At 53.5% G+C, this 13295-nt stretch carries 11 protein-coding genes; 2 read left to right on the forward strand and 9 right to left on the reverse strand.

The window, feature by feature from the left end:
- Positions 1 to 116: 116 nt before the first annotated feature.
- Together Dpoa569_RS15370 and eutR are read left to right on the forward strand one after the other, a co-directional pair.
- Complete coding sequence (locus Dpoa569_RS15370) at positions 117 to 1463, forward strand: aldehyde dehydrogenase family protein (RefSeq protein ID WP_050569532.1); 1347 nt, start codon at positions 117 to 119, stop codon at positions 1461 to 1463.
- Between the two features lie 266 nt (positions 1464 to 1729).
- Positions 1730 to 2773 (forward strand): HTH-type transcriptional regulator EutR, encoded by a 1044-nt coding sequence (gene eutR, locus Dpoa569_RS15375; RefSeq protein WP_042868876.1) that lies wholly within the window; start codon positions 1730 to 1732, stop codon positions 2771 to 2773.
- Between the two features lie 67 nt (positions 2774 to 2840).
- On the opposite strand, the gene yjiA is transcribed toward eutR, so the two are convergent.
- The 9 genes from yjiA to Dpoa569_RS15420 all read right to left on the reverse strand — a co-directional run bounded on the left by yjiA (position 2841) and on the right by Dpoa569_RS15420 (position 13257).
- Positions 2841 to 3818 carry a GTPase gene (gene yjiA, locus Dpoa569_RS15380; protein ID WP_042868875.1) on the reverse strand — a complete coding sequence of 326 codons (978 nt, stop codon included), beginning with the start codon at positions 3816 to 3818 and terminating at the stop codon, positions 2841 to 2843.
- A 30-nt stretch (positions 3819 to 3848) separates the two neighbouring features.
- Complete coding sequence (locus Dpoa569_RS15385) at positions 3849 to 4052, reverse strand: YbdD/YjiX family protein (RefSeq protein ID WP_012768713.1); 204 nt, start codon at positions 4050 to 4052, stop codon at positions 3849 to 3851.
- A 101-nt stretch (positions 4053 to 4153) separates the two neighbouring features.
- Positions 4154 to 6301 (reverse strand): carbon starvation CstA family protein, encoded by a 2148-nt coding sequence (locus tag Dpoa569_RS15390; RefSeq protein ID WP_042868873.1) that lies wholly within the window; start codon positions 6299 to 6301, stop codon positions 4154 to 4156.
- 298 nt (positions 6302 to 6599) lie between these two features.
- The gene (gene btsR / locus Dpoa569_RS15395; RefSeq protein ID WP_042868871.1) at positions 6600 to 7325 is read right to left on the reverse strand and encodes a two-component system response regulator BtsR; all 726 of its coding nucleotides are present in this window, start codon (positions 7323 to 7325) and stop codon (positions 6600 to 6602) included.
- The gene (locus Dpoa569_RS15400; protein ID WP_042868869.1) at positions 7319 to 9010 is read right to left on the reverse strand and encodes a sensor histidine kinase; all 1692 of its coding nucleotides are present in this window, start codon (positions 9008 to 9010) and stop codon (positions 7319 to 7321) included. Before Dpoa569_RS15400 ends, btsR begins: the two co-directional genes overlap by 7 nt.
- Positions 9011 to 9196: 186 nt before the next feature.
- A complete protein-coding gene (locus Dpoa569_RS15405) occupies positions 9197 to 9418 on the reverse strand; it encodes an acyl carrier protein (RefSeq protein WP_038901882.1) in 222 nt (73 codons plus the stop codon).
- Positions 9419 to 9436: 18 nt separating this feature from the next.
- A complete protein-coding gene (locus Dpoa569_RS15410) occupies positions 9437 to 10873 on the reverse strand; it encodes an AMP-binding protein (RefSeq protein ID WP_042868864.1) in 1437 nt (478 codons plus the stop codon).
- Positions 10870 to 11988, reverse strand: coding sequence for an MBOAT family O-acyltransferase (locus Dpoa569_RS15415; protein WP_042868862.1), 1119 nt, complete (start codon positions 11986 to 11988; stop codon positions 10870 to 10872). The genes Dpoa569_RS15410 and Dpoa569_RS15415 overlap by 4 nt, the downstream gene beginning before the upstream one ends.
- A 126-nt stretch (positions 11989 to 12114) precedes the next feature.
- The gene (locus Dpoa569_RS15420; RefSeq protein ID WP_173024008.1) at positions 12115 to 13257 is read right to left on the reverse strand and encodes a D-alanyl-lipoteichoic acid biosynthesis protein DltD; all 1143 of its coding nucleotides are present in this window, start codon (positions 13255 to 13257) and stop codon (positions 12115 to 12117) included.
- Between the last annotated feature and the right edge of the window lie 38 nt (positions 13258 to 13295).

Below are 13295 nucleotides of genomic sequence, written 5' to 3' on the forward strand. Positions count from 1 at the left end.
TGGCCACGGCACTGTTGATCAACGCCATGTAAACCGATGATCAGCGTGGTTTAAACAAGTTACATAACAAGAGGATAGACCCTATGGAACACTCCGTGATCGAACCGACCGTACCGATGCCCACCCCGGTGATGTTTGATGCACCGAGCGGTATTTTCGACTCGCTTGACGACGCGGTTCAGGCTGCAACGCACGCTCAGCAGCAATTGAGCAGCGTCGAACTACGTCAACAGGTGATTAAGGCGATTCGGGTTGCTGGCGAGCGCTATGCTCAGGTACTGGCGGAAATGGCAGTGGCCGAAACCGGCATGGGACGCGTGGTCGATAAGTACATCAAGAACGTGTCGCAGGCGCGCCATACGCCGGGAATCGAGTGCCTGTCGGCGGAAGTGCTGACCGGCGACAACGGGTTGACGCTGATCGAAAACGCGCCATGGGGGGTCGTGGCGTCGGTCACACCCTCTACCAACCCGGCAGCGACGGTAATCAACAATGCCATCAGCATGATCGCAGCGGGCAACAGCGTGGTGTTCGCCCCTCATCCGTCGGCGAAACATGTATCGCTGCGTACCATCAGCCTGCTCAACAAAGCGATTGTCGCCACCGGCGGCCCGGAGAACCTGCTGGTCAGCGTCTTCGAACCCAACATTGAAACCGCGCAACGTCTGTTTTGCTACCCCGGCATCGGCCTGCTGGTGGTCACCGGCGGCGAAGCGGTGGTGGAAGCGGCACGCAAACATACCGACAAACGGCTGATTGCCGCCGGAGCGGGTAACCCACCGGTAGTGGTGGATGAAACCGCGGACATTCCGAAAGCGGCCCGCGCCATCGTTAAAGGCGCTTCATTCGACAACAACATCATCTGTGCCGACGAGAAGGTATTGATCGTAGTGGACAGCGTGGCTGATGCTTTGCTGGCAGAAATGCAGCACAACCATGCCGTGCTGCTCACACCGGAACAAACCGAACAATTGCTGCCGGTGCTGTTGAGCGATATCGACCCGCAGGGTAAAGGTCGCGTCAACCGCGATTATGTTGGCCGCGATGCCGCTAAACTTGCTGCGGCTATTGGTCTGGAAGTCAGTGAACATACCCGCCTGCTATTGGCTGAAACCGACGCCAGCCACCCGTTCGCCATCACTGAACTGATGATGCCGGTACTGCCGGTAGTGCGGGTGAAAAACGTGGATGACGCCATCGCGCTGGCGCTTACGCTGGAAAACGGCTGTCGCCACACTGCCGCGATGCACTCCACCAATATCAGGAATCTGAACCGTATGGCGAACGCCATCAACACCAGTATTTTCGTCAAAAACGGCCCTTGTATCGCCGGGCTGGGGCTGGGCGGCGAAGGCTGGACCTCGATGACCATCTCGACGCCGACCGGTGAAGGCGTGACCTCGGCCCGCACCTTTGTTCGCCTGCGGCGCTGTGTGCTGGTGGATATGTTCCGTATCGCCTGAATGGGGTCGCTGCGTTATTGCCGCTGGTTAACCTCCAGCGGCAACATCACCACGTAACCGGACATAAAGGAGATAAACAGAGGACGAGAAAGCAACGGACGGGTCATATCAGAATAAGGCTAAATGTGCTTTAGCGCCTGTTCCTCCCCAATCGAATGCCGTATAACGAGCTAATGTATGGGTCTGCCTGAGTGTCGTCCACCGACATGGCGCAGCCATCATGCAGAGTGGACCCCGCCCGACATTGTCACGGAGGTGAGCTGACGATGAAACACAATCCGGTCAACCTGCATCATCTGGATGCAGAGCACCGTCTCCCGGCAACAACGCCAGTGTCGCCAGACGATAACATACACCAATGTCAGACACAGGATGTCTACGCCCAATCCCGCACCATTACCGCCTGGCAGCAGATTTATGACCAGGTTTCGCCGGGGCATTTCACAGGGGAATTACGAGAAATTCTGCTCGATGGCATCCAGCTTTGCCACGAATACACCAGTCTGGCGTTGCGCCAGTCCTGCATGATATGGCCGGATTCCTTCTGGTTCGGTATTCCCGCCCGCCATGCAGGAACCGGCTTCATCGGTTCTTATCCCATCAGCAACAGTGCGATTGCCGTCAGCCCCGGAGGTAAAGAATTCGAGCTGAACACGCCGGATGACTACGCCATTCTGGGCGTGGCTATCTCCCGCGACGAACTGCTGCAATACACCGATGTGCTGGAAGAACCGGAGCCATTGACCCGCCTGCTGGCGCAAAGCTCCACCTTACTGGTGGAGCCGCACAGGCGCGAGATCTTCTGGTCGTTTGTACGCGAAGCGCTGTGGTATGGCTGCAACGAGCCGCAACGTCTGCAACATAGCAATGCGGTCAAAGTACTGAAACACAATCTGCTGACTACGGTGATTTCGTTTCTGGAAAGCGCCCAACCAGCCGATGTCAACACTGCACATACCGGCAGACGCATCGGCTACCGCAGCCTGATTGGCTGCGCCAGAGAATATGTACTCAGCCAGCAGTCGGAACCGGTCACGGTGCTTGACCTGTGCCGCCGCCTGCATGTCAGCCGCCGCACGCTGCAAAACGCATTCTGCGATGTGATGGGCTGCGGTCCTAACGCCTGGCTGAAGATGATCCGCCTCAACGCGGTACGTCGTGAGCTGGTCAGCCCCTACTCCCGTCATCACACCGTGCAGGATGCCGCGATGCAATGGGGCTTCTGGCACCTGAGCCAGTTCGCCTGCGACTACCAGCGACTGTTTGGTGAAAAGCCCTCGGTGACGCTCAAGGCTCGATTAGCAGGATAAGTGAAAACAACTGTAAGCTGAAATAAGGAAGGTAGGTATTGCCGGATTTTCATCCGGCAAGCCTGGATCACGCATTCAGCGCATCAAACGCGCGACGGATATCGTCTTGCGGCAGTCGGATACCGATAAACACCATCACGCTCTCACGCGGTTCATCCGCGTGCCATGCCCGGTCCCAGTCGGCGCTGTAAAGCCGTTGCACCCCCTGAAACAGCAGGCGGCGGTCATCGCCGTTAATCGCCAGAACGCCTTTATAGCGCAATAGATTATCGGCGCAATTCACCAGCAACTGCTCCATCACCGCCGATACCGCCGCCATATCTACCGGACGCGTCAGTTGCACCACCAGCGAGGTGATGGCGTTATCCTGCTCGATTAATGGCCGGAAACGCGGCTGAGAAATCTGTAGCTGATCATTGAGCATGAAACCATCGACGCCGAAGATCTGGCGGTGGTCGATCTGACCGTTCACCACCCGATACAGGCTGGCACGGGCGTTGATACGCGCCAGTCTCTCCTCCAGTGCCTGCGTCTCACCTGCCAGATCAGTCTTGGTCAGCAATATCCGGTCAGCGTAGCCTACCTGCGCCTGTGCTACGGTGTGCCGGTTCAGTTGGTCATCGGCGTGCACCGCATCTACCAGCGCAATCACGCCATCCAACAGGAAGCGTTGGCTCAGGCGTTCGTCAGAAAAAAAGGTTTGAATCACCGGCCCCGGATCGGCCATACCGGTACATTCGATCACCAGCCGGTCAAACGCCAGCTCGCCGCTGTCGATGCCGTCCAGCAGTTCATGCAGCGCATCGGACAGCTCATTCGCGCTGCTACAGCAGATACACCCATTGCTGAGCGTGGTGATACGGGTCGCCCGGTCGCCCAGCAGGGCATCATCAATCGCCACCGCACCGAATTCATTTTCAATCACAGCGATCTTTTCACCGTGGTCGGCATACAACAGGTGCCGCAGTAGCGTGGTTTTACCCGCGCCGAGAAAGCCGGTAAGAATAGTTGCGGGTAATACCGCTGCCGGTAATGAATGGGTCATAATCGAAAAAACTCCTTCGCCCCTGGCGCGTCAACAGCACCGAAAACCGCCTTTGCCGCTGCCGCCATAGCGCGCCTGCTGGCGTTCACGGAAAAACTCCTCATAGCTCATGACATCCTGGTCCGGGTGGTTAGTCTGCATATGCTGCACGTAGTTGTCATAATCCGGGATGCCCACCAGCATTCTGGCGGCCTGCCCCAGATATTTTCCCGCTTTACCAAGATTTCCGAACATATCGCCCTCTCTTCGTATGAGCGCCTGTAGTATGAGCCGACAAATATAAGCGCCGACAGGCCCGCACAGGTGCCTGTCGGCGGTATGTTCCTCACCGTCTGTTAATGATGGGAAGAAATCTTCACGCCACCTTCCGGCACCGGTACATAAGGCGTTTCCCGGTCGGAACGCTCCGACTGGTTACGTTCCCGCAACGCTGTACGAATACCATAGAAGATTATGCTATACACCACCACCAGGAACACCACGCTCAGCACCGCATTGGTGTAGTTGTTAACAACGATGTGATGCATGTTGGCAATCTGCTGCGCGCTCAGATCCGTCCCTTCGGCAATGCGCTGTTTGTAAACGCGCGCCAGGTACAGGAACCCTTCCATCTGGGGATTATTGCTAAACAACTTCAGGCCCAGCGCCCAAGTGGTGCAAATCAGCAGCCAGACTGCCGGCAGCACCGTTACCCAGATATAACGCGTACGTTTCATCTTGATCAGCACCACGGTGCCCAGCACTAGCGCTACGGCGGCCAGCATCTGGTTGGAGATGCCGAACAGCGGCCACAAGCTCTTGACGCCACCCAGCGGATCGACCACGCCCTGATACAACAGGTAGCCCCACAGGCCGACGCAACCGGCAGTACCAACAATACCGGCGATCAGCGAATCGGTCTTTTTCAGGAATGGTACGAAGTTACCCAGCAGGTCCTGCAACATAAAGCGGCCAGAGCGGGTACCGGCGTCCAGCGCGGTCAGAATAAACAGCGCTTCAAACAAGATTCCGAAGTGATACCAGAAACCCATGTTGGCGCTCGGAATGATCTGGTGGAACACATGGGCGATACCCACCGCCAGCGTTGGCGCGCCACCGGCACGGTTGAGCACCGACGGTTCGCCGATGTCTTTCGCCGTTTGCAGGATCTGCTCCGGCGAAATCACAAACCCCCAGGCACTGACAGTGGCGGCGGCCTGTGCGGTGACATCATGCAATTGCGCCATAATCGCCGGCGCATTCGCGCCGCCTAGCTCGTGCAGGTTAGGCATGGTGATACCCAGCCCAACCGGCGGGGTGTTCATCGCAAAGTACAAACCCGGCTCAATAATCGACGCCGCAACCAGCGCCATAATGGCAACGAAAGATTCCATCAGCATCGCGCCATAACCGATAAAGCGGGCGTCGGTTTCGTTAGCCAGTAGTTTCGGCGTCGTGCCGGATGCAATCAGCGCATGGAAGCCGGACACCGCGCCGCAGGCGATAGTAATAAACAGGAATGGGAACAGCGCGCCTTTCCACACCGGACCGGTGCCGTCGATAAACTGCGTGATCGACGGCATTTTCAGCTCAGGATTGATGATCACGATGCCAATCGCCAGACCGACGATCACCCCAATTTTCAGGAACGTCGCCAGATAGTCGCGCGGCGCCAGAATCAACCACACCGGCAGCAGCGCAGAAATAAACGCATAACCGATCAGCGCAAAAGTGATGGTCGTATCCTTGAAGGTCAGTGCCGGCCCCCAGTACGGGTCGTGAGCGATGACGCCGCCAAACCAGATGGCCAGCAGCAGCAGCACGATACCAATCACCGAGACTTCCCCCACCCGACCAGGACGCAGGAAGCGCATATAAATGCCCATAAACAGTGCGATAGGCACGGTGGAGCAAACGGTAAACACACCCCATGGGCTTTCCGCCAGCGCTTTCACCACGATCAACGCCAGTACCGCCAGAATAATGATCATAATCAGGAAGCAGCCGAACAGCGCGATAGTGCCGGGCACCGGCCCCATTTCCTCTTTGATCATTTCCCCAAGCGATACGCCATTGCGGCGGGTTGACATGAACAGCACCATGAAGTCCTGCACGGCACCGGCCAACACCACCCCGGCCAGCAGCCACAGCGTGCCGGGCAGGTAGCCCATCTGAGCCGCCAGCACCGGTCCCACCAGCGGGCCAGCGCCGGCAATCGCCGCAAAGTGGTGACCGAACAACACATTGCGGTTGGTCGGCACATAGTTAAGCCCGTCATTGTTAACCACTGCCGGCGTGGCGCGGTTAGCGTCAAGTTGCATCACCTTACGGGCGATATACAGGCTGTAATAACGGTAAGCCACCAGGTAGACCGCCACCGAGGCGACCACTATCCACATGGCGCTGACGTGCTCACCGCGACGCAGCGCGACCACCCCCAGGCAACATGCCCCAATGAACCCCAGCAACGCCCAGGGAAGATGCCTGAGAAGTTTATCTTTCATAGCGTTTACCCTTCTTATAATGTCGTTATTAATGATGTAGTCACGTTTCGTGACTGTAAGCGGGCCACAAGTGGGGTCATAGCTGAATTTGGGTAAGTGGTCGGATAAGCCGATGACCGGTCACATATCAGGATAAGCGGTGAAGAATTTTTACTTAATTTGAAGCAATTCACCCTGCAGTGAGCAACAGACGAGATGTCATGCCAACGCGTATTCACGCATCGGCCAAACAAGAAGCTAACAAGGCAACAGCAGCAAACACAGAAGACAGGCAACGCAGACAATTGCCGGGAGCGGTTCAGCCTTTGAGGCCAAGCCATTGCTTGAGGGTTTTCAGATAGCGACGGCTAACCGGTAACGCCAGGCCGCTTTTTAGCAGAATCTCCGCCTGGCCGCTCTCTTCCAGCCGGATTTCGCGCAGATAGTCCATATTGACCAGATATTGCCGATGACAGCGCACCAGCGGAGTACGGCTTTCCAGCGTTTTCAGCGTCAATTCGGTAAAGCACTCCTCCCCTTGCGGCCCCGTCACGTAGACGCCGCTCTGACGTGAGCTGGCAAACTGCACCTCGCTGCTTTTCATCAGGTAGATCCGGCTATGTCCGGTGCACGGGATGTAGTCAAGACCAACCTGATGATCAGACAATTTGTCGATACTCTGTGCTGGCCGCTCACGATGCAGATTGCGCAAGGTTTTTGCCAGCCGCTGCGGATCGATAGGTTTAAGCAGGTAATCAAACGCCTGTTCCTCAAACGCCTTGATGGCATATTCGTCGTAGGCGGTAATGAACACAATGTAGGGCATGTTGTCCGGATCGATCATGCCAATCATCTCCAGCCCACTGATACGCGGCATCTGAATATCCAGAAACACCACATCAGGATGCAAGCGGTGAATCGCGCTGATCGCCTCTATCGCGTTCGCGCACTCGCCCACCAGCTCAAGACCATCATCCTGTTCCAGCAGGCAGCGCAGGTTGTCCCGCGCCAGCGGTTCATCATCAACAATCAGTACGTTCAGCATGGCTGGCTTTCCTCACAAGGCAGCGTCACATGGATATGGGTATAACGCTCAGGCTCACACTCCACGCTCAGGCCATAATCATTGCCATAGCGGCTGCGAATGCGCTTATCCACCAGATTCATCCCCAGCCCGGTGCAGTTGGTTCGCGGCTGGTACAAACCAGCATTATCCTCAATGCTCAGCAACAGCCTGTCACCCTGCCGCCTGGCGCTGATGGTGATCACCCCCGTCCCCAGCAGGTGTGCCGTACCGTGTTTTATCGCGTTTTCCACCAGCGGTTGCAGTGAGAACGCCGGTAACCGCATCGACATTAACGCCTGCGGCAGGTCAAAACGAATTTGCAGCCGTTCCTGAAAGCGGGCTTTCTCAATCTGCAAATAAGCGTTCACATGCTCTATCTCATCGGCCAGCGTAACCACTTCCTCAGAACGTTTAAGATTTTTACGGAAAAACGTCGAGAGCGACTGCACCAGTTTACCGGCCTGTTCACTATCGCGGCGAATCACCGCCAACAGCGTGTTGAGCGCGTTAAACAGGAAATGTGGATTAACCTGCGCGTGAAGCAGTTTGATTTCCGATTGCGTCAGCAACTGCTTGCTGCGCTCATACTGGCCGGCCAGAATCTGCGCGGCCAGCAGGCGGGCGATGCCTTCACCAAAGGTACGGTTGATTGAACTGAACAGCCGATTTTTGGCCTCATACAGTTTGATGGTGCCGATCACCTGCTGATTCTCGCCGCACAGCGGGATCACCAGCGTGGACCCCAAACGGCAACCGGACTGCAACGAGCACTGGTAAGGTGTTTCATTGCCGTCGGCGTACACCACCTCGTTGTGCTCAATGGCTCGCCGGGTATGGCCCGATGCGATAGGTGTTCCCGGAAGATGGTGATCGTCGCCGATACCGATAAAGGCCAGCAGTTTTTCACGATCAGTGATCGCCACCGCGCCGATATCCATCTCCTGATAGATAACCTGCGCCACCTTCATGCTGTTTTCTTCGTTAAACCCTTGATGCAGGATACCTTCGGTACAGGCGGCGATTTTTAATGCTCTGGCAGAAAACGCCGAGGTGTACTTTTCGAACATGGCGCGCCGGTCCAGCAGGATTCGCATGAACATCGCCGCACCAATGCTGTTGGTAACAATCATCGGAGCGGCAATATCTTTAACCAGCCTCAGCGCATCATCAAATGGTCGCGCCAGCAACAGAATAATCGCCATTTGCAGCAATTCGGCGATAAACGTCACCCCAGCTACGGTAAACGGGTTAAATAATCGGTCGATTCGGCCACGACGCATCAACCAACGGTGCGCCATGCCGCCCAACAGTCCCTCAACGATGGTTGATACCATGCAACTGAACGCGGTCATGCCGCCGAGCGAATAACGGTGCAGCCCACCGGTCATCCCCACCAACACGCCAACGCCCGGCCCACCGAGCAGACCGCCCAGCACCGCCCCCATCGCGCGCGTATTGGCGATGGAGTCCTGTACATGCAGCCCGAAATAGGTCCCCATGATGCAGAACATGGAAAACATGGCATAACACAACAGTTTATGTGGCAGCCGGACCGTGACCTGCATCAACGGAATGAATAGCGGCGTTTTACTAAGCAGATAGGCGATCACCAGATACACGCACATCTGCTGGAGCAACAGTAAAACCAGTTTGAACTCATACATGATAGAAACTCGGACGGGGCAAAAACCGGGAACCGGGCGATTCCCTAAGACGCATACCCTACCACAAACTCACGACGTTACCTTGACGAGTTTCACTTATTTGTATACTGAGGTTCCTAAAATAAAGACCCCGAATGACAACATCCGGGGTGTTGAAAGATACAAATATTCGCCGTTTATCAAGGCTTAGCCACGATGCTCTTCGATGTAGCGAACCAAATCCGCCGGAGTCTTCAGAACGTTGGCGACTTCGGTCGGCGGGATCATGCAGCCGTACACGTCCTGCACTTCCAGCACCAGATCGACCGCCAGAATCGAGTCGAGGATATCGGACTCAATCAGTTCATCATTAAACCCCACTTTACGAGATAAGACCTTTTCAAACAGGGCGAGTATTTCTTGTTCCATCATTTTTTCCTGGTGTAATTAATTCGTGCGGGCATGAGTATCCAGCAACTTACGGTCAATTTTACCGTTAGGATTAAGCGGCAACGAGTCTTTAATAATAATCTGAGAAGGCACCATATAGGGAGGAATTACCTTCGACAGCGAGGTTTTAATCGCTTCAGGGGCTAAGTGCGTCACACAGAAAGCAGCAATACGCAAAACGCCGCCCCCTGATTTCATCAGCGGCAGGACAACGGCTTCCCTGATGTCATGCATAGCCAGCAGGCGATTTTCAATTTCATTGATCTCGATACGATAGCCGTTGAGCTTGATCTGGCTGTCGTTACGGCCCTGACAATACAGGATACCGCCTTCTTCATAACCCAGATCGCCGGTTCGGTAGCCCCGGAATTCCTCGCTCTCCCGGCGTAACAATTTCTCCGCGTTCTCCTGAGCTAACCCAAGATAACCGCGCATCACGTTTTTACCCCAGATAATCAGCTCACCGTCCGCCGTAATTTCCATTCTGGAATCCGGCATCATCGCCCCCACCGGCAGCAGGTCCTGCTCGCTGTGCAGGATTTCATCCGTAATTTCAATCACAGTAGTAGCGATAGTCGCTTCCGTTGGGCCATAGGAATTGAGAATTTTGGCGTGTGGGAAGCGGCGGCGTAACTGTTTTACCAGCGCTTTGTTCAACACTTCGCCAATGAATACGAACACGCTGAGATCAGGTAAATAGTCGCTGTTGAACTGAGGGGAGAGCAACCGTTGATAGGCAAAAGACGGCGTGGAAACCCAAACGGACACTCCGTTGATTTTCAGTCTATCCAGCCAGTTTTCCGCTGCGATATCCTCTTTCGCATTCAGAACAATGTGCCCACCGGTGGCCAGATTAGCCAGCAGCGGGATCAGGGAGAGATCGAAGCTGAATACCGCATGGTTCATCAACACCGGCAGTTCAGGCAATGAAAAATCCTGACGTACCCATTTCATGAAGTGCCACAGGCTTTCGCGGCCAATCTGCACACCTTTGGGTTTTCCGGTGCTGCCGGAGGTGAACATGATATAGGCAAGATCCTGCTCAGCTAGTACCTGCCCCACCTCACCGGTAGTCATAAACTGCTTTGTGGCCACATCGTAATAGTAAGGAGCCTTCCCCTGCTGGCAAATCTCTTTGAGCCGCTCCTGCGGATAGATGCAATCCACCGGAATGTAGGGAATGTTATGCAACAGGCAGCTATAAATCGCTACGGCAAATTCAGCCTGCTGATGCCCGTATAACACTACCGGTGTACCGGCAGGCTGCTGGCAGTGCTGATAGCGCTGCGCCCAATCGGTCACCGCGGCGGAGAGCTGTTGCCAGGTCATCGCGTCGTCGCTACCGCTAATCGCCAACTGATGTGGATTCGCGGGCTTGAGTAATGCTGTGTGCAAGAAATCTTGCAGTTCCTTAAGCTCGGAGTGATAGTTCATAGAGGTGACATTCCGCTAAAGATGTAAAGGGAGACAGCGGCGCTTGCCAGCGTCAGAATTCGTCCCAAAAACACAATAACTGGATAATGTAACCAGTTGCTGAGCGTCGGACTGCGTTTGGCTGACCACTGCAACATGTTGTGTGCAACAGAAATGGCGCCAAACAGCGCGCCGCTGATGATATAGTGTCGTTCAAGCCCGTTCCATGCTCCCATGCAAAACAGGGTGCAAAAAATACCAATGTTTTGTGCCAGCGTTTTGTTTTGTCTGAAAAAATCGATCTTCATCAAATTCATATAAATCGGCATAAACACCACATCCCTTAGCCATTCAGACAAGCTAATGTGGAAGCGGCGCCAGAAATCCTGCGGATTCTTAGCCAAAATGGGCATATTGAAGTTTGCCGGAATATTCAGGCCAAATAAGCGCCCGGCACCGATAGCCATATTGCTGTAGCCGGCAAAGTCAAAATAGAGATAAGCGCTATAGGCCAACGACATAACGATGCCTACGCTTAAAGTAAACGGGCGCTGGCTCCAGGACTGAATAATCTGGGTATCTATCAGCATGGCGAATAAGAATTTCTGGATAATGCCGACAAAAATTTGCTCCATGGCAGCTAAAAACTGCTCGCGGGAGAGTGTGAAGACCTGCTTATTAATATCACTCATCCATGACCGCCAGCGGTACATCGGACCAGCCTGAATGACAAGGGGCATAAAGAGATAACAAAGATAATTCAGGAAATTCTGACCATCTTTTTTGGTGCGGTAGAGTAATACATCAACGGCGCGGAATGTCATAAACGACAAGCCGATCATACCCCAGTGATTGTTAAGGTGTAATTTCACCAAAAACAACGGCAACAGAGTCAGGATTACTGACTGCCAGGTTTTTAACCATCCCTTCTCTTTTAGCGTAACAATAATATAAAAGCTCAGGAAAACTGCCACGGGTACAATATAATCACCCTGGAAAATATATCCCCAACCACACGCCACCAATACAGAAATAGCGGATAAATACGTCAACCGGTAATGCAATACCCGGTTAATCAACGCAAACAGCAACGCTGATGAAAACAGAAAGAAAAAAAATGTTCCGGAGCTATACATCATTTATCCTTCAGAACTTTTGATATTCAAAATGCACTTTTAAGCTCATGCTGTCATCAACAGAGGTCCACGCAACGATGGTCACCGCCAGCAAGAGATAAAGAAAAAAAAGGCGAATAGCGTGTTTCATCGTTTAAAGCTCTCAGCAATAAAGCGGTCCATCACAACCCATGCCGGGTCTGTTGGGTGCAGGCGATCCCAATTCCAGCCGTTCTGATAAGGTTGTGCATACATATCCAAATAAGGGACCTGATTTTTCTCCAGTACCGACCTGATCTGGCTATCAATGGACTGAAATTTTTCTGAATTGACAATCGCCCACGGATTAATCGCATCAACAATCACCACAAGCTGAACGTGGCGCTCTTTGAGCAGTTTGATAGTCGCCAGAAACGCTTCCATTTGTGCCGGAAAAAGCGGCGCGTTATCCCACTCATCCTTGGTTGGATCATCATCGAAAACCGACTTGTCCATCCAGAATGTCTGCGCGCTTTGCTGACGGTACTGATTCAACTCATGGGCGTGGGCCAGTTCGTGATCCCAATCGGGAATGATGTCTGTGGCGGGTCGCTGAGGCCACGGTTGCGCAGGCTGAGGGGCAATTCCCAGCATTGCCAGCCAGTCTTTCTTTATCATTTCGCAGAAAATCGCAAACTGATAGCTCACTTCCTGCCAGATAAGTTGCGGATGCCAGCCATAAATTTTCATTTGAGCGAAAGTTAAATGACTGAGCTCTTCTTCATTAATATGTTGCAAATAATCCACCAGCAGGGGGCGCGTCTGCGCATCCTCCATCAGGGGATTAAACATCGGTGCCGGAAAATGGTCGGCAAAAACCGATGCAGGAATGCCATCGCCATAAAAGCTATCGGGAGCAAGTTGTAAAACAACCTTACTGTTTTCGTTAAGATCATTTTTAAAACGTGACAACAGTAAAAAATGCGCAATATTATCGATATAAATATCACCATAGGCGACTACGGGTCGATGCAGCTGGTTATTAAAGTAATTATATACTGCGTAATATTCATCTTCAGACGTGGAAACCTCTGAAGCGCCGATGAAGAAAATTGCATTTCCTTGTAAAGCATGGGAAATGGTCGCTATTTTTTCCCGCAGCTCCTTTGGCGTTCCTTCCATGGTTTTAATCAATGGTTGAAATTTTAGCGGCGGATCAAAGCTTGTCACCAACGGGTGAACACTAAGGAACACGATGGCCAGAACAGCCATCAAGATATGTAGGCAGAAAGTATTCTTGATTTTTATCATAAAAGTAAAACTACATCACATCAACTTGTTTGGAATTT

This window comes from Dickeya poaceiphila, assembly GCF_007858975.2.
Classification (GTDB): Bacteria; Pseudomonadota; Gammaproteobacteria; order Enterobacterales; family Enterobacteriaceae; genus Dickeya; species Dickeya poaceiphila.

What these genes read in the sequence shown, in the direction of transcription:
- Dpoa569_RS15370 (WP_050569532.1), top strand. Translation starts at nt 117, where the DNA reads ATGCCCACCCCGGTGATGTTTGATGCACCGAGCGGTATTTTCGACTCG.
- eutR (WP_042868876.1), top strand. Translation starts at nt 1,730, where the DNA reads ATGAAACACAATCCGGTCAACCTGCATCATCTGGATGCAGAGCACCGT.
- yjiA (WP_042868875.1), bottom strand. Translation starts at nt 3,818, where the DNA reads ATGACCCATTCATTACCGGCAGCGGTATTACCCGCAACTATTCTTACC.
- Dpoa569_RS15385 (WP_012768713.1), bottom strand. Translation starts at nt 4,052, where the DNA reads ATGTTCGGAAATCTTGGTAAAGCGGGAAAATATCTGGGGCAGGCCGCC.
- Dpoa569_RS15390 (WP_042868873.1), bottom strand. Translation starts at nt 6,301, where the DNA reads ATGAAAGATAAACTTCTCAGGCATCTTCCCTGGGCGTTGCTGGGGTTC.
- btsR (WP_042868871.1), bottom strand. Translation starts at nt 7,325, where the DNA reads ATGCTGAACGTACTGATTGTTGATGATGAACCGCTGGCGCGGGACAAC.
- Dpoa569_RS15400 (WP_042868869.1), bottom strand. Translation starts at nt 9,010, where the DNA reads ATGTATGAGTTCAAACTGGTTTTACTGTTGCTCCAGCAGATGTGCGTG.
- Dpoa569_RS15405 (WP_038901882.1), bottom strand. Translation starts at nt 9,418, where the DNA reads ATGGAACAAGAAATACTCGCCCTGTTTGAAAAGGTCTTATCTCGTAAA.
- Dpoa569_RS15410 (WP_042868864.1), bottom strand. Translation starts at nt 10,873, where the DNA reads ATGAACTATCACTCCGAGCTTAAGGAACTGCAAGATTTCTTGCACACA.
- Dpoa569_RS15415 (WP_042868862.1), bottom strand. Translation starts at nt 11,988, where the DNA reads ATGTATAGCTCCGGAACATTTTTTTTCTTTCTGTTTTCATCAGCGTTG.
- Dpoa569_RS15420 (WP_173024008.1), bottom strand. Translation starts at nt 13,257, where the DNA reads ATGATAAAAATCAAGAATACTTTCTGCCTACATATCTTGATGGCTGTT.